A 19,580-nucleotide genomic window follows, 5' to 3' on the forward strand; every position below is an offset into this window, starting at 1 on the left:
GGACGGGTTTACGGCGTCCCCCGTAACCGGACCCACCCCGCCACCCCACGGATAGCCCGATTTTGACGTTGATGTTGACGTGGCCTCTGCGGGCGCAGGGCGCAGCCCTGCCCCCCCCCCCACCCTCACTTCACTGAATCGAAAACCGGTTTCGGCACGGCACTTGCACCTGCTCCAGCAGACAACCCCATCCCCTGTTTCTGGAACCGTTGCAGATGTCCCACTCCGTCACTTCGATCCTTTCGCAGATCCGCTCCTATCAGACCCAGATGGGACAGCCGGCGCTCAACCCGCTGGGCGAAACGCCGCGCAGCAACGCCCTGCCGGGCACGGTGCTGGACGCGCCGCAAACCCAGCCGGCCAGCTTCACCGAAACCCTGCGTGGTGCGATTGCCGGCGTCAACGATGCGCAACAGAAGTCCGGCGCCCTCGCCAAGGCCTTCGAAATGGGCGACCCCAGCGCCGACCTCGCCAAGGTGATGGTCGCCTCGCAGCAGTCCCAGATCGCCTTCCGCGCCACCGTGGAAGTCCGCAACCGTCTCGTCCAGGCTTACCAGGACGTGATGAACATGCCGCTGTAAGGAATAGAGACGCATGGCACTGACGCTCTCCAAGGACAGCCTGAACGCCGAAAAGGCCGGGCAATGGTTCGACCGCCTGCAGAGTCTGCAGATCACCCGTCGGCTGGGCCTGATGGCGATGATCGCGGTGGCGGTGGCGGCAGGCCTGTCCGTGTTCTTCTGGTCGCAGAAGCCCGGCATGGTCCCGCTGTACACGGGCCTGGACCAGAAGGCGACCGCTGAAGCGACCGACCTGCTGCGCGCCGCGCAGATTCCGTTCGCGCTCGACCCGGCCACCGGCGGCATCACCGTGCCGGAAAAGAACCTGCATGATGCCCGCCTGAAGCTGGCCGGCTCCGGCTTGACCGACAGCGGCAAGCTCGGCTTCGAGTTGATGGAACGCGATCCGGGCTTCGGCGTCAGCCAGTTCGTGGAAAGCGCACGCTACCAGCATGCGCTGGAAACCGAGCTGTCGCGCACCATCAACACGCTGCGCCCGGTGCGCGATTCGCGCGTCCACCTGGCCATTCCAAAGCCCAGCGCCTTCACCCGCCAGCGTGACGTGGCCAGCGCCTCGGTCACCCTGGAACTGCGTGGCGGCCAGCAGCTGGAACGCAGCCAGGTGGATGCCATCGTGCACATGGTCGCGGCCAGCATTCCGGATCTCGCTCCGGAGCGGGTGACCGTGGTCGACCAGAGCGGGCGCATGCTCAGCATCACCGACCCGAACAGCGAAGCGGCGGTCAACGCCGCCCAGTTCGAGCAGGTGCGCCGCCAGGAAACCTCGTTCAACCAGCGCATCCGCGAGCTGCTGGAGCCGATGACCGGCCCCGGCCGGGTCAACCCGGAAGTGAGCGTGGACATGGATTTCTCGGTGACCGAGGAGGCCCGTGAGCTCTACAACGGTGAACCGCAGAAGCTGCGCAGCGAGCAGATGAGCGAGAACACCACCAGCACCCCGGGCCCGCAGGGCGTGCCGGGCGCGACCAGCAACAGCCCGCCGGGCCAGCAGGCCGCCCCGGCCACTGCGCAGACGCCGACCGAAAGCAGCAAGAACGCGACCCGCAACTACGAGCTGGACCGCACCCTGCAGCACACCCGTCAGCCGGCGGGCCGCATCAAGCGCGTCTCGGTGGCGGTACTGGTGGACAACGTGCCGCGCGCCGGCGCCAACGGCAAGGTCAGCCCGCAGCCGCTGTCGGCCGCCGAACTGACCCGCGTCGAGGCACTGGTCAAGCAGGCCGTCGGCTTCAATGCCGAGCGTGGCGACACCGTGTCGGTGATGAACGCCCCGTTCGTGCGTGATACCACGCCGGTCGAAGGCCCGGCCTGGTGGGAGCTGCCGTGGGTGCACGACGCCGGCCGCATGCTGCTGGGCGCCGTGGTGGTGCTGGCATTGCTGTTCGGCGTGCTGCGCCCGGCATTGCGTGCGATCACCGGCCAGAACAAGAAGAACGACGAACAGGCACTGGAACCGCACACCGCGGACGTGCAGCTGGTCGATGACGATGGCATGCCGCTGCCGGCGCTCGGTGCCGACCGGGCCAGCCTGGGCGGGCCGGATGCACTGGCCCTGCCGGTGGATTCATATGAGGAACGACTGCGGATGGCGCGTGAAGCCGTAAAGACCGACTCCAAGCGCGTGGCCCAGGTGGTCAAGGGCTGGGTGGCCAATGACTGAGGCACAACTGACCGGCGTACAGCGCGCGGCCGTGCTGCTGCTGTCCCTGGGTGAGCTGGATGCAGCCGAAGTGCTGCGCCACATGGAACCCAAGGAAGTGCAGAAGATCGGCATCGCCATGGCCACCATGACCGACATCACCCGCGAACAGGTGGAACGGGTGATGGACCAGTTCGGCCAGGAGCTGGGCTCGAAGACCTCGCTGGGCGTGGGCTCGGACGACTACATCCGCAACATGCTGGTGCAGGCGCTGGGCAGCGAGAAGGCCGGCAACCTGATCGACCGCATCCTGCTGGGCCGCAACACCACCGGCCTGGACGCACTGAAGTGGATGGACCCGCGTGCAGTGGCCGACCTGGTGCGCAACGAGCACCCGCAGATCATCGCCATCGTGATGGCGCACCTGGAAACCGACCAGGCCGCCGACGCGCTGAAGCTGCTGCCGGACCGTACCCGGGTGGACGTGCTGCTGCGCATCGCCACCCTCGACGGTATTCCGCCGAACGCGCTCAATGAACTCAACGAGATCATGGAGCGCCAGTTCGCCGGCAACCAGAACCTGAAGTCGTCCAACATCGGTGGCGTGCAGTGCGCGGCCAACATTCTGAACTTCATGGACAGCGGCCAGGACCAGGCGATCCTCGGCGAGATCGCGCGCATCGATGCGCCGCTGAGCAACCGCATCCAGGACCTGATGTTCGTGTTCGACGACCTGGTCGACCTGGACGACCGCGAAATGCAGCTGGTGCTGCGTGAAGTAAGCGGCGAGCGCCTGGGCCTGGCCCTGCGCGGTGCCGACATCAAGGTCCGCGACAAGATCACCCGCAACATGTCGCAGCGTGCGGCCGAAATCCTGCTGGAAGACATGGAAGCCCGCGGTCCGGTGCGCCTGTCCGACGTGGAAGGTGCGCAGCGCGAGATCCTGGCCATCGTCAAGCGCATGGCCGATGAAGGCACCGTCACCATTGGTGGCAGTGCGGAGGCCATGCTGTGAGCAACGTCGTGCGCTGGCTTGCCCCGGACCTGCTGGCCCAGCCCGAACCGGCGCTGGAGCAGGAGGACGCGTTCGAACTCACCGAGCCGGACCCGGAGCACGAGCCGGAGCCGCCGCTGCAGCTGCCGACCCTGGAGGAAATCCAGGCCATCCAGGACAGCGCCGAGAAGGAAGGCTTCCAGCACGGCCATAGCGAAGGTTACGGCCAGGGCCAGGCGGAGGTGCGTCGCCTTGCCGCACAGATCGAAGGCATCCTCGACAACTTCAGCCGGCCGCTGGTGCGGCTGGAGAACGAAGTGGTCGGCGCACTGGGCGAGCTGGCGGTACGCATCGCGGGCGCACTGGTCGGCCGCGCTTACGAGGCTGAGCCGGCGCTGCTGGCACAGCTGGTCGGCGAGGCCATCGACGCGGTGGGGGGCAGCACCCGCGAGGTCGAAGTGCGACTGCACCCGGACGACATCGCCGCCCTCGCCCCGCTGTTGAGCCTGCCGCCACAACAGCGCCTGGTGCCAGACACCAGCCTGAGCCGCGGCGATCTTCGCGTGCACGCAGAAGCCGTGCGCATCGACGGCACCCTGGAAGCCCGCCTGCGAGGCGCGCTGGACGCGGTGATCCGCCAGACCGGAGCCAATGCATGAACCCCGATCCACAGCCGACGCCGCCACCGGCCGACTGGGCCATGGCCCGCAACCTGCGCCTGGCCCGTCGGCTCGACGGCCTGCGCGTGGATACCGCCCATGGCCGTGGCCTGATCCGCGAAGGCGTGCTGCGCCGCGCGGTCGGACTGACCCTGGAAGCCGTCGGCTGCGAGGCGCCGCTGGGCGCCAGCTGCAAGGTCGAAGTGGTCGACGGCGGCTGGGTCGATGCCGAAGTGGTCGGCTTTGCCGGCGAGCGCACCTACTTGATGCCCAGCGCCGAACTGCACGGCCTGCTGCCCAATGCACGGGTGGTGCCGTCTGCGCGCCGTGGTGGCGTTGAAGTGGGCGAAGGGCTGCTCGGCCGCGTCATCGACAGCGATGGCGTGCCGCTGGACGGCAAGGGCCCGATCCGCGCCGAGGGCCACGTTGGCATGGCCGGCGTGTCGATCAATCCGCTGGCGCGTGAGCCGATCACCCAGCCGCTGGACGTGGGCGTGCGCGCGATCAACGCGCTGCTGCCGATCGGCCGCGGCCAGCGTGTCGGCCTGTTCGCCGGCTCCGGCGTCGGCAAGTCGACGCTGCTGGGCATGATGACCCGCTACACCGCCGCCGACGTGATCGTGGTCGGCCTGATCGGTGAACGTGGCCGCGAAGTACGCGATTTCGTCGAAACCACGCTGGGCGAAGAAGGTCTGCGCCGCGCCGTGGTGGTGGCCAGTCCCGCCGACCGGCCGCCGCTGGCGCGCCTGCACGGCGCCTACCGCGCCACCGCCATCGCCGAATGGTTCCGCGACCAGGGCCTGAACGTGCTGCTGCTGATGGACTCGCTGACCCGCTTCGCCCAGGCGCAGCGCGAGATCGGCCTGTCGGTCGGCGAACCGCCCACCACCCGCGGCTACCCGCCGTCGGTGTTCGCCAAGCTGCCGGCACTGGTCGAACGCGCCGGTAATGGCGCCAAGGGCCGCGGCTCGATCACCGCGTTCTACACGGTGCTGACCGAAGGCGATGATCCGCAGGATCCGATTGCCGATGCAGCGCGCGCGATCCTCGACGGCCACATCCTGCTCTCGCGGCGCGTGGCCGACAGCGGCCTGTACCCGGCCATCGACGTCGAATCGTCGGTCAGCCGCGTGGTCACGGAAATCGCCGACGAGCCGTGGCGCCTGCGCATCCGCAAGTTGAAGCGACTGGTCTCGGCCTATTCGGCCAACCGTGACCTGATCGCCATCGGTGCCTACCAGCGCGGCAACGACGCGGCCACCGACGAAGCTCTGGAACGCTGGCCGGAAATCATGGAGTTCCTCGGCCAGGACGTTGCCAAGGCCGCAGATCTCCCGCACAGCCAGGCGGCGCTGCAGCGCCTGGTGGAACAAGAGAGTTAAGCCATGAACCAGTCCAAGCGCATCGATCCCCTGCTCAAGCGGGCCCAGGAACACGAGGACGCGGTTGCCCGCGACCTGGCCGAACGCCAGCGCGTGCTCGATACCCATCTCTCGCGACTGGACGAACTGCGCCGCTACGCCGAGGAGTATGCGAATGCCCAGATGGCGGCGACCAGCCCGGCACAACTGCTGAACCGGCGTGCGTTTCTCGACCGCCTGGACAGTGCGGTCGAACAGCAGCAGGCCACGGTCAATGGCAACCGCGAGAAGGTGGAGGCTGAGCGCGCCCGCCTGATCCTGGCCAGCCGTGACAAGGCCGTGCTGGAGCAGCTGGCCGCCAGCTACCGCGCGCAGGAAAAGGTGGTGACCGACCGCCGCGACCAGCGCGAGATGGACGACATCGGTGCCCGCCGCGCCCGTCTGGTACAGACCGAAGACCAGGACGGCGCCGAGCAGGGAGGCCGCTCGTGATGCCCGCGCCATTGGCCAGCAGCGCCAACGCGCAGCCGCAGAATTCCGGCAGCAGCGCAACGCGCGCGCCACGCGGTGATGGCAGCAAGGAGTTCAGCCAACTGCTGCAGGGTGGCTCATCGGGTGCCGATGCGCCCTCGAAAGCCTCGAACACGCCCACGCCGTCCACGCAGGGACCGGCATCCGACAGCAATGGCCAGCCCGGCGCCGAGCGCAGGCCGGACAGCGCTACCGCGCCCGAAGAGACCGCAGCCACGGTGCCCACAGCGCAAGCCAGGCCCGCTGCCGAAAAGGACGCCCCGGCCGCGGCCGAGGAGGCGCCCTGGCCGCCGCTCGGCCTGGCAGGACTGGTGCTGGCGGTACCGGCACCTGCCGACCCTGCCGCCACTCTGCCGGCGGTGACAGCGACAGCCACCGACGCAGACGGCAACGCACTCCCCGCCCCCGCCGCACTACCGGTCGCAGCAGCCCTGCCGTCCACAGCTGCTGCGACCACATCGTCCACCGCCGAGGGTAATGCCCCCAGCGGCGCCGACCAGGTGACCACACTGCCGTTGCCTGAGCTGGTGCTGCCCGGCAAGCGCAGCGAGCGCGGTGAAGGCAGCGACGCAACCCTCATCGGCGACCGCACCGCGGCGCCGCTGCTGCATGCACCGGGCAACGGGGCTGTGCAGGATCTGAAGACCGCGTTGGCCACGGGCAATGCGATCTTCAATGGTGAACCGACACCGAAACCGGTGCTCGGTGACGACGGTTTCGACCAGGCCATTGGCGCGCGCCTGGGCTGGCTGGCCGACCAGAAGATCGGCCATGCCCACATCCGGCTGAGTCCGGATGACATGGGCCCGGTCGACGTGCGACTGCAGTTGAACGGCGACAAGGTGCATGCCAGCTTCAGCAGCCCGCACGTGGATGTGCGCCAGGCGCTGGAAAGCAGCCTGCCGCGCCTGCGCGAACTTCTCGGCGAGCAGGGCTTCCAGCTGGCTCATGCCGATGTCGGCCACCAGGCGCCCGGTGGTGACGGCAATGCGTCGGGCCAGGCCGGTGGCGGCGGCATGGCAGGTGACGGAGAACCGTCGCCGGCCGAGGGCGGTGTGTCGTCCGCACAGTTGATCCGCCAGCGCGGGTTGCTGGACGCATATGCCTGACAGGCGTGCCAACCAAGGTTGGCACCCACCAGAGCGATGCGGTTGGCACCCTCCAGAGCAGTGCGGTTGGCACCTGCCAGTATCGCGTTGGTGGGTGCGGAGCTTGCTCCGCACGGCCCCACAGGCACCCCGACGGAATTCCGTCGCACCCCTCTGCCCCGGCTCCGGCACACCCCTTGCATATCCCGGTGAAGCAACCCTCAGGAGCTTCACCCCGTGGCCGCAGCCGCTGACAAAACCAAGAAGACCGCCGAGAAGGACAAGGCCGCCAAGCCGCGTAGTCCGATCCTGATCACCGCACTGGTGGCCGTACTGGCCGCCGCTGCCGCCGGTGGCGGCGTCTGGTTCTTCACCCAGTCCAAGCACGAAGAGAAGACCGCGCAGGCGCCGAAGAAGGCCAGCACTCCGGCACCGGCACAGTACTTCGCGCTGGACCCCGCATTCGTGGTCAACCTCAATGGCCCGGTCGACGGCCCGCGCTACCTGCAGCTGGAAGTGCAGCTGATGACCCGCGACCCGGCCGCGCTGGAAGCGATCAAGACCCATGCCCCCGCCATCCGCGCACGCCTGCTGATGCTGTTCTCGCAGGTCAGCCCGGACCAGATCGCCGACGTCGCCGGCAAGCAGAAGCTGCAGGCCGCTTCGCTGGCCGAAGTGCAGAAAGTGCTCAAGGCCGAGACCGGCAGCAACGGCGCTGACGATCTGCTGTTCACCAGCTTCGTGACCCAGTAAGGGCCCACCGATGAATGACCTGCTGTCCCAGGACGAGATTGATGCCCTGCTCCACGGCGTGGACAGTGGTGCGGTCGAGACCGATCCGGAACCGCCGTCCGGCGAAGCGCGTTCGTACGACTTTGCCAGCCAGGACCGCATCATCCGCGGTCGCATGCCGACCCTGGAAATGGTCCACGAGCGCTTCGCGCGCCTCTGGCGGATCGGCCTGTTCAACCTGATCCGCCGCTCGGCCGAGCTGTCGGTGCGCGGCATCGAGCTGATCAAGTTCAACGACTACATGCACTCGCTGTATGTGCCGACCAACCTGAACCTGATCCGCTTCAAGCCGCTGCGCGGTACCGGCTTGATCGTGTTCGAACCGACCCTGGTGTTCGCCATCGTCGACAACTTCTTCGGGGGCGACGGACGCTACCCGACCCGCATCGAAGGACGCGAGTTCACCGCCACGGAAATGCGGGTGATCCACCTGCTGCTGAAGCAGACCTTCGCCGACCTGCGCGAAGCCTGGGCACCGGTGATGGATGTGGATTTCGAGTACATCAACTCGGAGATCAACCCGCACTTCGCCAACATCGTGACCCCGCGCGAATACGTGGTGGTGTGCCGACTGCACGTCGAGCTCGACGGCGGTGGCGGCGACATCCACGTGACCCTGCCGTACTCGATGCTGGAGCCGATCCGCGAGCTGCTCGACGCCGGCATCCAGAGCGACCGCAACGATCGCGACGAGAGCTGGGGGCAGACCCTTCGCGAACAGCTCAACATCGCCGAGGTGACCCTGTCCAGCGTGCTGGCCAGCAAGCGCATGACGCTGCGTGACCTGACCCAGCTGAAGGTGGGCGACATCCTGCCGATCGAGCTCAGCCCGCAGGTGCCGTTGTGCGTGGAGAACATCCCGGTGTTCACCGGCGAGTTCGGCATCGCCAACGGCATGAACGCCGTGAAGATCACCGCTACCCATCCGCCGGGCACCCGTCCGCGCGTACCCGTCATCCAGGAAGACCCGCAATGAACGATATCGACGCCCTCGAACCCACCCCGGCCCAGTTCAGCAGCCTGCAGGCCGATGAGGCGAACGGTCCGGACCTGAATCTGGACGTGATCCTGGACGTGCCGGTGACCCTGTCGCTGGAAGTCGGTCGCGCGCGCCTGCCGATCCGCAACCTGCTGCAGCTCAACCAGGGCTCGGTGGTGGAACTGGAACGCGGCGCCGGCGAATCGCTGGATGTGTTCGTCAACGGCACCCTGATCGCCCATGGCGAAGTGGTGGTGATCAATGACCGCTTCGGCGTGCGCCTGACCGATGTGGTCAGCCCGAGCGAGCGGATCCGGAGACTGCGTTGAGCCTGCTGGCCTCCACCCTGCTGGCGGTCGGCAAGGCCGCCGCTCCGGTCGGCCCGCAGATCGGCCAGCACGCAGCCGCCGCACCGAGCCTGTTCGGCGCGGTGCTGGCGCTGCTGGCAGTGCTCGCGCTGGTCATCGGCCTCGGCTGGCTGCTCAAGCGCATGCCCGGCAGCGGCTTCCGCCCTGCCGAAGGCATGAAGCTGGTGGCCAGCCTCAGTGTCGGCGCCAAGGAACGCGTGGTGGTGGTCGAGGTCAATGGCCAGCAACTGCTGCTGGGCGTCACCGCCGGCGGCATCAACACCCTGCATACCCTGCCCGAACCGTTGCCGCCACCGGCACCGGTGCGCGTGCCGGATTTCAAGAACCTGCCGAATTTCGCCCAGCTGCTGCAGCAGCGGCTGCGCAAGGATCCCTGACATGCGTGTCACCCGTACCCGTCTTGCCACCCTGATGCCGTGGCTGCTGTTGCTTGCCCTGTGCCTGTTGCCTGCGCTGGCGTTCGCCGCGCCCGGTACGCCGGCCACCCCGCTGCCGGACATCAACGTGGGCAAGATCGGCGGTGCGCCGGTCAGCCTGCCGCTGCAGACCCTGCTGCTGATGACCGCGATCACCCTGATCCCGTCGATGCTGCTGGTGCTGACCTCGTTCACCCGCATCATCATCGTGCTGGGCCTGCTGCGCCAGGCGCTGGGCACCGGCCAGACGCCGTCCAACCAGGTGCTGCTGGGCCTGGCCCTGTTCCTTACCGCAATGATCATGCTGCCCACCTGGGACAAGGCCTGGAGCACCGGCATGGCGCCGTACCTCAACGGCGACATCGACTTCCAGACCGCCTGGACGCTGACCACCACGCCGCTGCGCGCCTTCATGCTGGCGCAGATCCGCGAGACCGACCTGATGACCTTCGCCGGCATCGCCGGGCACGGCACCTACGCCAGCCCCGATGCGATCCCGTTCCCGGTGCTGGTCGCCTCGTTCGTCACCAGCGAACTGAAGACCGCCTTCGAAATCGGATTCCTGATCTTCATCCCGTTCGTGATCATCGACCTGGTCGTGGCCAGCGTGCTGATGTCGATGGGCATGATGATGCTGTCGCCGATGCTGGTGTCGGCACCGTTCAAGATCTTGCTGTTTGTGCTGGTGGATGGCTGGGTGCTGACCGTGGGTACGTTGGCGGCGAGCTTCAATCCGGCGTGATTGAAAGGCAGTCGAGCATGGCTCGACGCTACATAAGAAGATGGAACCCGAATGACTCCCGAACTTGCCTTGACCGAACTGCGTGGCGGCCTGATCACCGTGCTGTGGGTGGCCGGCCCGCTGCTGCTGACCGTACTGGTGGTGGGCGTGGTGGTGGGCGTGGTGCAGGCTGCGACCCAGTTGAACGAACCAACCATCGCCTTCGTTGCCAAGGCGGCGGCGCTGACTGCGGTGCTGTTCGCGCTGGGAAGCCTGCTGATCGGCCACCTGGTTGAATTCACCACGCTGCTGTTCCAGCGCATCCCGCACCTGATCGGCTAGGACACGCGCTTTGATGGACGCCGCCACCCAGATGGCTGCCGACGGCCTGCAGGCTTTCGGCATGATCGGCACCGTACTGTGGACCATGCTGCGCATCGGTGCGGTGGCCATGGCCATGCCCATGGTCGGTACTCGCGCGGTGCCGGCACGGATCCGCGTGATCCTGGCCGGTACCCTTGCCATCGCGCTGGCGCCGCTGCTGCCACCGGTTCCGGACTGGACCGGTTTCGATGCCGCCACGGTCCTGACCATCGCCCGCGAACTGGCCATCGGCGTATCCATCGGCTTCCTGCTGCGGCTGGTGTTCGAGGCCGGCGCGATGGCCGGCGAACTGATCGCACAGGGCACCGGCCTGGCCTTCGCGCAGATGAGCGACCCGCTGCGTGGCGGCACTTCGGGCGTGATCGGCCAGTGGTTCTACCTGCTGTTCGGCCTGCTGTTCTTCACCGCCAACGGCCATCTGGCGCTGATCTCACTGGTAGTGGACAGCTACCGGGCACTGCCGATCGGCGCGCCGCTGCCGGACCCGCACGCCTTCTTCAGCATCGCCCCGACCTTCCTGCTGACCGTGCTGCGCGGTGCACTGAGCCTGGCGATCCCGCTGACCGTGGCGATGCTGGCAGTGAATCTGGCCTTCGGAGTGCTGGCCCGGGCCGCCCCGGCGCTGAACCCGATCCAGCTGGGCCTGCCGGTCTCGCTGCTGCTGGGCCTGTTCCTGCTGGCGTTGCTGGCCGGGGAAATGGGCCCGCCGGTACAGCGCCTGTTCGATGCCGCCTTCCAGGCTGCGGACGCGGTCACACACTGACCCGGTCATCACGCATTGCCGCTTGCCCTGCATTCGTTTCTGTAGAGCCGAGCCCATGCTCGGCTGCCATTGGCCGAAACACCAGCCGAGCATGGGCTCGGCTCTACAGCGGCGCAATTTCACGTTTTACTGCTTGCCCTTCCCCCGGGTCTGCGCGCTAGAGTGAATGCGCGGCAACCGGGGGGATGCCGCACGTGGCCGCCGCTCTGCGTCGGCCTGCCTCATGCATGCCCCACCGTGGTTTCCGTCGACAGGCAGGTCCGGGAGACTGACGAATGCTGGTAGGCACGTACAACCTGTGGCTGGTGGCGATTTCGCTGCTGGTTGCCGTGATGGCTTCGTACACCGCGCTGGCGATGGCCGGGCGCACGGTCACCGCACCCGGCAAGGGCGCGGCGTGGTGGTGGCGCCTCGGTGGCGGCTTCGCCATGGGCCTGGGCATCTGGTCGATGCACTTCATCGGCATGCTCGCTTTCGACCTTCCCATTCCGCTCGGCTACGACCTGCCGATCACCCTGCTTTCCCTGGCCCTGGCCATCGCCTCGTCGGTGTTCGCACTGTGGCTGGTCTCGCTGCGCACCCTGCCGCACCGGAGATTGGCCGGCGGCGCCCTGCTGATGGGCACCGGTATCGCCGGCATGCATTACGTTGGCATGGCTGCAATGCGCATGCAGCCGGGCATCGACTACGACCCGGGCTGGCTGCTTTTTTCGCTGCTGGTAGCGGTGGCCGCTTCGTGGACCGCCTTGTACGTAGCCTTCCGCCTGCGCGCGCAGCGCACCCGCATCGGTGATCGTCTCGCAGCGGCGGGCCTGCTCGGGCTGGCCATCGTCGGCATGCACTACACCGGCATGGCCGCCGCACGCTTTCCGGAGGGCAGCATCTGCGGCGCAGCCGTCGGCGATGGGTTGCAGAGCGAATGGCTGGCCATGCTGGTGGTGATGCTCACCGTGGCGATCCTGGCCGTGGTGCTGGTGGTGTCCTGGCTGGACCAGCGGGTGGAGGCGCAGCTGCTGCGCCTGCGCAACTCCCTGTTGAGCACCTCGCTGACCGACGCGCAGCAGGAACTGACCCAGGCCGCACTGCACGACCCACTCACCCGCTTGCCCAACCGCCTGCTGCTGCAGCGTCGCATCGTGCAGGCACTGGCCGAGGCCGAACAGGGCGGCAGCCGTTTCGCTGTGATGTTCATGGACCTGGATGGCTTCAAGCAGGTCAACGATGCCTATGGCCATCAGGCCGGCGACGCGCTGCTGGTGGCAGTGGCCGAGCGCACCCGCCAGCTGCTGCGCCCCAACGACATGCTGGCGCGGTTGGGCGGTGACGAGTTCGTGCTGGTGGTACGCATCGAGCACGATGAAGACCTGCCGACGCTGGCCCGGCGCATCCTGCAGGCGGTCGGCAGCGGCCCCCTGCTGCCGGACAACGAACTGCAGGTAACCGCCAGCATCGGCGTGGCGATCTGCCCGGATCACGCCGCCAGCGAACGGCAGCTGATGGCGTTTGCCGATGCGGCGATGTACCAGGCCAAGGAATCCGGACGCAACGCCTTCGTGCTGTTCGCCGACTGGATGAATGACAGCGCCGAACAACAATTCCGGCTGCTGGCCGACCTGCGGCGGGCCATTGGCAGCGAGCAGCTGTTCCTGCACTACCAGCCCAAGATCCGCGTGGCCACGCAGAAGGTGGCCGGTGCCGAAGCATTGATCCGCTGGCACCATCCGGAGCATGGCCTGATTCCGCCGGACCGCTTCATCCGGCTGGCCGAGCGCAGCGGTGCCATCAACGATATCGGGCGCTGGGCGCTGGACCAGGCCTGCCTGCAGCTGCGCCGATGGCATGACGCCGGTCACGAAGGCTGGTCGATGTCGGTGAACCTGTCGCCGGTGCAGTTCAGTTCGCCGCACCTGCTGCAGGATGTGCGCGAAGTGATCGAACGCCATGGCATTGCCCCGCGCCACCTCGTGCTGGAGATCACCGAAAGCACGGTGATGCGCGATACCGATACCAGCCTGCGCCTGCTGCAGGCGCTCTCGGCGCTGGGCGTGGGCATCTCCATCGATGACTTCGGCACCGGCTATTCCAGCCTGCTGTACCTGAAGCGGCTGCCGGCCACCGAGATCAAGATCGACCATGCCTTCGTGCGCGATCTGGAACACAGCGCCGAGGATGTGGTGATCGTCTCGGCGATCGTGGCGCTGGGCCACGCGCTGGACATGGACATCGTGGCCGAAGGCGTGGAAACCGCCGCCCAGCGCGCCTACCTGGAGCGGCTGGGCTGCGACTACCTGCAGGGCTACCTGCTCGGCCGCCCGGTGGATGCGGCGCGCTTCATGCAGCTGCACGACCTGCCGCGGCCGCGGGTGGAGTTGGCGCAGAGCCCACCGCCCAGCGACAACGCCCCCCTGTAGCCGAACCTGCGCTCGGCTCCCGCCAGGCATGGCCCGGCGCTACCATGGGGTGTCGATCCCCAGTAGGTCCACGCCATGCGTGGATGAGCCGTTCCACCATCATCCAAGGAAGCGCCCGTGGCCCTACGCACCCCCCTTGCAGGCTTGTTGCTGGCCCTTGCTGTTGGCCACGCTGCCGCCGCTGATCTGCCGTGGTCATTGCCAGCCGATGCTTCCCCGGCCCAGGTCGACGCTGCCCTGCTGGCCCTCGGCAAGGGCGTGTTGAAGTCCCCCGGCCTGACCGATGCACAGCGCGGCCACGCGCTGCTGGCGATGGGCCAGACAGCCGAAGCGCGGCAATCGGTCCAGCGGGTACGCGCATCGCTCGCAAGCGACGGCAACACCGCGGCGATGCAGCGCTGGCTGCCGATGCTGCTGCTCGCCACCGCCGGCGAGCGGGACAACGCCGCTTATGCGCGTGCCTTCCACAGCACCTTCGCTGCCCTCGACGACGTCGCCGCGGTGCAGGCCGAGGCCGCGCTCTCGGCTGAGCCGGCCCGGGTGCGCGCCCAGCTGGAGCAGGCCATCGCGGCGCAGGCAGGTGCCGCGACCGTATCCGAGGCCGTCGCCTTGGAACTACTGCGCCTGCGGGCGGTACTGCGTGCACAGACCCTGGCCGCCGCAATGACCCCTGCACTGGTCGCCGCAGAAGAGCAGCGTCGCTTCGTCATCGACGACACCCTGCGCATTCCCGCAGGCGGCGACGTGGTGCTGTCGGCCCAGTTGGCACGGCCACGCGCTGCCAGTGCGCCGCTACCTGCGGCCATGCTGTTCACCATCTACACCGATCCACCCAAGAACCGGCAGAAGATGCTGCTGGCCGCCGCGCATGGCTACGCCGGCATCGTGGTCGATGCGCGTGGCAAAGGCCAGGGCACGGGCACCATCGCACCCTACGAACATGACGGCGAGGACGCCAACGCGGCCATCGACTGGATCAGCCACCAGCCATGGAACGATGGCCGGGTCGCCATGTATGGCGGCAGCTACGAGGGCTTTACCGCCTGGGCAGCAGCGCGCCATCACCATCCCGCATTGAAGACCATCGTGCCCTACGTTGCCGCCATCCCCGGCCAGGGCCTGCCGATGGAGAACAACGTGTTCCTGAGTGCCAACTATGGCTGGGCGTTCTATGTGGCCAATGGCCCGATGCTGGACAACGACACCTACGACCAGGACGAGCGCTGGTCGCAGCTGCCGCGCCGCTGGTATGCCTCCGGCCGTCCCTACCGGCAGATCGACCAGGTCGACGGTACGGCCAACCCCTGGCTGCAACGCTGGCTCGATCACCCGGCGTACGACGCTTACTGGCAGTCGATGGTTCCCTCTGGCGACCAGTTCGACGACATCCGCATCCCGGTACTGACCATCACCGGCTACTACGACGACGGCCAGATCTCGGCGCTGCAGTACTTCAAGGAGCACCTCAGGCACCGCCCCGATGCCGACCACGCCCTGCTGATCGGTCCCTACGACCACCGCGGTGCGCAGTCGGCGCTCAAACCCATGGAGCTGCGCGATTACGCGGTCGACCCTGCCGCGCAGTTCGACACCCCGGCAGTCACCTTCCAGTGGTTGGACCATGTGCTGCGCGGCGCCCCGCGTCCGCCGCTGGTGCCCGACCGCGTGAATTACCAGCTGATGGGCGCCAACACGTGGGGGCATGCGGCAACGCTGGAGGCGGCTGCGGGCGCTCACCGCCGCTACCACCTCTCCGCCTCTCAGGCATCATCCGATGGCTACCACCGTCTGCTGGAACAGTCGCCAGCCCCTGGCCAGCTACGGCAGACCGTGGACCTGGCCGACCGCAACGAAATGCGGCACGGCTACTACCCGTTCCCGATCGTCGCGGCACAGGACGAAGCGGACACCGCGCTGGCCTTCGTCTCCGAACCGTTCATTGCACCGATGGATCTGGTGGGAAGCTTCTCTGGTGACCTGAAGGTCCGCCTCAACAAGCGGGATTTCGATTTCACCGTCACCCTGTACGAGCTGATGGCCGATGGCCGCCGCATGCAGCTGTCCTACTACATGGGCCGGGCCAGCCACGTGCGTGACCCGAGCACGCGCCAATTGCTGCAGCCCGGCCAATGGACCCACCTGCCGTTCGACCGGACGCGCATGGTCGCCCGCCGCCTGGCTGCAGGCAGCCGCCTGCTGGTGAAGGTGGACGTGCTGAAGGACGCCATGCATCAGGTGAACCACGGCACCGGCCGCGATGTCAGCGATGAATCGGCCGCCGATGCGGGCGCCCCGCTGCGGGTGGACTGGCACAGCGACAGCGTGCTGACGATCCCGCTGCAGGCGGTAGCGCCGACCGGGTGACACGGCCGCCCAGCCCGCCATCACGGAACGATTCCTGCGGCACCCTCCTGTAGAGCCGAGCCCATGCTCGGAAGCGCTTCGTGCCTGGACCCAGCCGCAGCCGAGCATGGGCTCGGCTCTACAAAACGGGCCGTCGGTAGATCCACACCACGCGTGGAACGGTTCTTGCACGCACCCCGGCATCCCCTGCCGCAGTGCCTGTGATGTCCGAGAACGAATCCGCCGGCGAAAAGACCGAACAACCTACCGAAAAACGCCTGCGCGACGCCCGTGAACAGGGCAACCTGCCGCGCTCGCGCGAACTCGGCACGGCCGCCGTATTCGGCGCCGGCGTGCTGGCGGTGATGGCCATGAGCGGTTCGATCGGCCGCGGCGCCAGCGCCTGGATGAAGCACGCGCTCAGCCCCGAACAGAGCCTGCGGCAGAACCCGAAGGAACTGTTCGGCCACTTCGGCGACCTGCTGCTGCAGTTCATGCTGGTGATCGCGCCGCTGGTGCTGGTCTGCCTGCTGGCCAGTTTCGTCGCACCGCTGGTGATGGGCGGCCTGCGCTGGTCGCAGAAGGCGTTGCTGCCCGACATCAACCGCATGAACCCGATGAGCGGGCTAAAGCGCCTGTATGGGCCCGAGGCCATCGCCGAGTTCACCAAGTCGCTGCTGCGCGTGGCCTTCGTCGGCGTGGCCGCCGGACTGGTGGTGTGGACCGGCTTTGACACCCTGCGCGGGCTGATCCACCACCCGCTGGAGACTGCCATCACCGACGGCCTCGGCTTCACCCTGCGCCTGCTGCTGGCCACCGCCGGCGCGATGCTGGTGCTGGCCGCCATCGACGCGCCGTACCAGCGCTGGAACTGGATGCGCAAGCTGAAGATGACCCGTGAAGAACTGCGCCGGGAAATGAAGGAAAGCGAAGGCAGCCCCGAGGTCAAGGGCCGCATCCGCCAGCTGCAGCAGCAGATGGCCAATCGCCGGATGATGGAAGCAGTGCCCACGGCCGACGTGGTGGTGGTCAATCCCACCCACTACGCGGTGGCCTTGAAGTACGAGGGAGGCGCCATGAACGCCCCAACCGTGGTCGCGCTGGGCGTGGACGAGACCGCCCTGCGCATCCGTGAAGTGGCCGACGGCAACAAGGTGGCGATCGTCTCCGCCCCGCCTTTGGCACGCGCCTTGTATCGGGAAGGCCAACTCGGAAAGGAAATCCCCGTGAGACTGTATTCGGCCGTCGCCCAGGTCCTGTCCTACGTCTACCAGCTGCGCGCCTGGCGCACTGGCCCGATGCCGGACGCCCCGCACATCCAGGTGGATGAATTCGGCAAGGGAGGCCGCCCGTGAGCGCCCAGCCCTCCACCGGATTCAACACCCGCCGCGCCCTGGAAATGATCCGCCAGGGCCTTGGCGCGCCGCTGATCGTGCTGGCCCTGCTGGCCATGGTCGTGGTGCCGCTGGCCGCGCCGGTGCTCGATGCGCTGTTCACCTTCAACATCGCCATCTCGCTGATGGTGCTGCTGGCGGTGGTCTACGTGAAGCGCCCGCTGGACTTCACCATCTTCCCGATCGTGCTGCTGATCACCACCATGCTGCGGCTGGCGCTGAACGTGGCCTCCACCCGCGTCATCCTGCTGAACGGCCAGAACGGCCACGACGCCGCGGGCAAGGTCATCGCCGCCTTCGGCGAATTCGTGATCGGCGGCAACTATGCGGTGGGCATCGTGGTGTTCGCGATCCTCACCATCATCAACTTCGTGGTGATCACCAAGGGCGCCGGCCGCGTCTCGGAAGTGACCGCGCGCTTCATCCTGGACGCGATGCCCGGCAAGCAGATGGCGATCGACGCCGACCTCAACGCCGGTTTGCTGACGCGTGAAGAAGCCAAGCTGCGCCGCGAGGAAGTCCGCGAGGAAGCCGACTTCTACGGCGCGATGGACGGTGCCAGCAAGTTCATCCGCGGCGACGCCATCGCCGGCATCCTGATCCTGTTCATCAACATGCTCGGCGGCCTGGCCGTGGGCGTGCTGCAGCATGGCATGCCGTTCGGCGACGCCGCCGCCACCTACACCCTGCTGTCGATCGGTGACGGCCTGGTGGCGCAGCTGCCTGCACTGCTGGTCTCCAGCGCCGTGGCGATGCTGGTCACCCGCGCCTCGCGCTCGCAGGACATGGCCCAGGCGATGACCGGCCAGGTGTTCGGCCAGTACCGCGCGCTGGCGATCACCGCCGGCATCATCGGCGTGGTCGGCCTGGTGCCGGGCATGCCCAACGTCGCTTTCCTGACGCTGGCCGCGATCCTCGGCTTCATCGCCTGGAAGGTCTACCGCAAGGGCAAGGCCGCGGCCACCGATCCGGCAGCCGCCGGCAATGACGCTGCCGCACTCAATGCACTCGGCCGCCCGGCGGCACCTGCGCCGACCGCCGAACTGAGCTGGGACGAACTTCGCCCGGTCGATCCGCTGGGCCTGGAGGTCGGCTACCGGCTGATCCCGCTGGTGGACAGCAACCAGGGCGGCGAGCTGATGGCGCGCATCAAGGGCGTGCGCCGCAAGCTGACCCAGGATGTCGGTTTCCTGATTCCGTCGGTGCACATCCGCGACAATCTGGAACTTCCGGCCAACGGCTACCGCGTGCTGGTGCACGGCGTGCCGGTGGCCACCGCCGAGATCCACCCCGACCGCGAGTTGGCGCTGGACCCGGGCAGCGCGCTGGGCACCCTGGAGGGCATCGCCGGCAAGGACCCCGCGTTCGGCCTGGATGCCACCTGGATCCAGCCGCACCAGCGCGCCCAGGCCGAAACGCTGGGCTACACCGTGGTCGATCCGGCCACCGTGGTCGCCACCCATCTGTCGCACCTGATCCGCGAGCACGCGCCGGAACTGCTCGGCCACGAAGAGGTGCAGCATCTGCTGGCCAACCTGGCCAAGAGCGCGCCCAAGCTCGTCGAAGATCTGACGCCGAAGGCGCTGCCGCTGTCGGCGGTGGTGCGCGTGCTGCAGAACCTGCTGGTCGAGCGCATTCCGATCCGCCAGCTGCGCAAGATCGCCGAAGCACTGGTCGAACACGCTCCAAACAGCCAGGACCCGGCGGTGCTGACCGCCGCCGTGCGCACCGCACTGGGCCGCTTCATCGTGCAGGAGATCGCCGGAATGTCGGCGGAGCTGCCGGTGTTCACCCTCAACCCGCAATTGGAACGTGTCTTGCAGGAGTCCACGCAGGGCAACGGCGCCGCGCTGGAACCCGGACTCGCTGAGCGACTGCACCAGAGCCTGGCCGAATGTGTCAGCAAGCAGGAAGCCCGCAACGAGCCCGCGGTTGTGCTGGTACCTGGCCCGGTGCGCGCCGCGCTGGCGCGCCTGGTCCGCCACAGCGTTCCGTCGCTGTCGGTCCTGGCCTACAGCGAGGTGCCGGAGGACAAGCGCCTGAAGCTGGTCGGAACGATCAGCTGACGCCGCCCTCCGATGCGCCAGAAAACAGACACCACTTTCGAACCGACGCAACAGACAGATACCAAGGGGAACCCGCAACGTGCAGACCAC

Annotated in this window: 18 protein-coding genes; all 18 read left to right on the top strand. The window is 67.7% G+C overall.

Translation table 11 applies throughout. The annotated features are described in order from the left end of the window. The first annotated feature begins 215 nt into the window (after positions 1-215). Positions 216-581, top strand: a complete 366-nt coding sequence (fliE, locus tag HLA98_RS18515; RefSeq protein ID WP_049412697.1) for a flagellar hook-basal body complex protein FliE — start codon at positions 216-218, stop codon at positions 579-581. Positions 582-594: 13 nt separating this feature from the next. Then, a complete protein-coding gene (gene fliF, locus HLA98_RS18520; protein ID WP_049444832.1) occupies positions 595-2,241 on the top strand; it encodes a flagellar basal-body MS-ring/collar protein FliF in 1,647 nt (548 codons plus the stop codon). Positions 2,242-2,248: 7 nt separating this feature from the next. After that, the gene (fliG, locus tag HLA98_RS18525) at positions 2,249-3,235 is read left to right on the top strand and encodes a flagellar motor switch protein FliG (protein WP_024958226.1); all 987 of its coding nucleotides are present in this window, start codon (positions 2,249-2,251) and stop codon (positions 3,233-3,235) included. Beyond that, positions 3,232-3,873: a FliH/SctL family protein gene (locus HLA98_RS18530; protein WP_057499840.1), complete on the top strand. Its 642-nt coding sequence runs from the start codon at positions 3,232-3,234 to the stop codon at positions 3,871-3,873. The genes fliG and HLA98_RS18530 overlap by 4 nt, the downstream gene beginning before the upstream one ends. Beyond that, positions 3,870-5,255: a FliI/YscN family ATPase gene (locus HLA98_RS18535; protein WP_005413257.1), complete on the top strand. Its 1,386-nt coding sequence runs from the start codon at positions 3,870-3,872 to the stop codon at positions 5,253-5,255. The genes HLA98_RS18530 and HLA98_RS18535 overlap by 4 nt, the downstream gene beginning before the upstream one ends. 3 nt (positions 5,256-5,258) lie before the next feature. Beyond that, on the top strand, positions 5,259-5,726 hold the full coding sequence (gene fliJ, locus HLA98_RS18540) for a flagellar export protein FliJ (protein WP_049434692.1): 468 nt from the start codon (positions 5,259-5,261) through the stop codon (positions 5,724-5,726). Continuing rightward, positions 5,726-6,874, top strand: a complete 1,149-nt coding sequence (locus tag HLA98_RS18545; protein WP_057499839.1) for a flagellar hook-length control protein FliK — start codon at positions 5,726-5,728, stop codon at positions 6,872-6,874. Before fliJ ends, HLA98_RS18545 begins: the two co-directional genes overlap by 1 nt. 216 nt (positions 6,875-7,090) lie before the next feature. Continuing rightward, positions 7,091-7,606, top strand: a complete 516-nt coding sequence (locus HLA98_RS18550) for a flagellar basal body-associated FliL family protein (protein WP_005409545.1) — start codon at positions 7,091-7,093, stop codon at positions 7,604-7,606. Between the two features lie 10 nt (positions 7,607-7,616). Next, on the top strand, positions 7,617-8,621 hold the full coding sequence (gene fliM, locus HLA98_RS18555; RefSeq protein ID WP_049431106.1) for a flagellar motor switch protein FliM: 1,005 nt from the start codon (positions 7,617-7,619) through the stop codon (positions 8,619-8,621). Next, positions 8,618-8,953 (top strand): flagellar motor switch protein FliN, encoded by a 336-nt coding sequence (gene fliN / locus HLA98_RS18560; protein WP_005409543.1) that lies wholly within the window; start codon positions 8,618-8,620, stop codon positions 8,951-8,953. Before fliM ends, fliN begins: the two co-directional genes overlap by 4 nt. 17 nt (positions 8,954-8,970) lie before the next feature. After that, positions 8,971-9,369 (top strand): flagellar biosynthetic protein FliO, encoded by a 399-nt coding sequence (gene fliO, locus HLA98_RS18565; RefSeq protein ID WP_170272481.1) that lies wholly within the window; start codon positions 8,971-8,973, stop codon positions 9,367-9,369. Between the two features lies 1 nt (position 9,370). After that, positions 9,371-10,150, top strand: a complete 780-nt coding sequence (gene fliP, locus HLA98_RS18570) for a flagellar type III secretion system pore protein FliP (protein WP_057499838.1) — start codon at positions 9,371-9,373, stop codon at positions 10,148-10,150. 51 nt (positions 10,151-10,201) lie between these two features. Beyond that, a complete protein-coding gene (locus HLA98_RS18575; RefSeq protein WP_012510965.1) occupies positions 10,202-10,471 on the top strand; it encodes a flagellar biosynthetic protein FliQ in 270 nt (89 codons plus the stop codon). Positions 10,472-10,484: 13 nt separating this feature from the next. Next, positions 10,485-11,276: a flagellar biosynthetic protein FliR gene (gene fliR / locus HLA98_RS18580; protein ID WP_057499837.1), complete on the top strand. Its 792-nt coding sequence runs from the start codon at positions 10,485-10,487 to the stop codon at positions 11,274-11,276. A 275-nt stretch (positions 11,277-11,551) separates the two neighbouring features. Next, positions 11,552-13,687 carry a putative bifunctional diguanylate cyclase/phosphodiesterase gene (locus tag HLA98_RS18585; protein ID WP_057499836.1) on the top strand — a complete coding sequence of 712 codons (2,136 nt, stop codon included), beginning with the start codon at positions 11,552-11,554 and terminating at the stop codon, positions 13,685-13,687. Between the two features lie 117 nt (positions 13,688-13,804). Continuing rightward, complete coding sequence (locus tag HLA98_RS18590) at positions 13,805-16,051, top strand: CocE/NonD family hydrolase (protein WP_057499835.1); 2,247 nt, start codon at positions 13,805-13,807, stop codon at positions 16,049-16,051. Positions 16,052-16,254: 203 nt separating this feature from the next. After that, positions 16,255-17,385, top strand: a complete 1,131-nt coding sequence (flhB, locus tag HLA98_RS18595; RefSeq protein ID WP_043033586.1) for a flagellar biosynthesis protein FlhB — start codon at positions 16,255-16,257, stop codon at positions 17,383-17,385. A 44-nt stretch (positions 17,386-17,429) separates the two neighbouring features. Further along, on the top strand, positions 17,430-19,490 hold the full coding sequence (gene flhA / locus HLA98_RS18600) for a flagellar biosynthesis protein FlhA (RefSeq protein ID WP_170272482.1): 2,061 nt from the start codon (positions 17,430-17,432) through the stop codon (positions 19,488-19,490). Positions 19,491-19,580 lie beyond the last annotated feature (90 nt).

It is taken from the genome of Stenotrophomonas africana (genome assembly GCF_013004645.1).
Classification (GTDB): Bacteria; Pseudomonadota; Gammaproteobacteria; order Xanthomonadales; family Xanthomonadaceae; genus Stenotrophomonas; species Stenotrophomonas africana.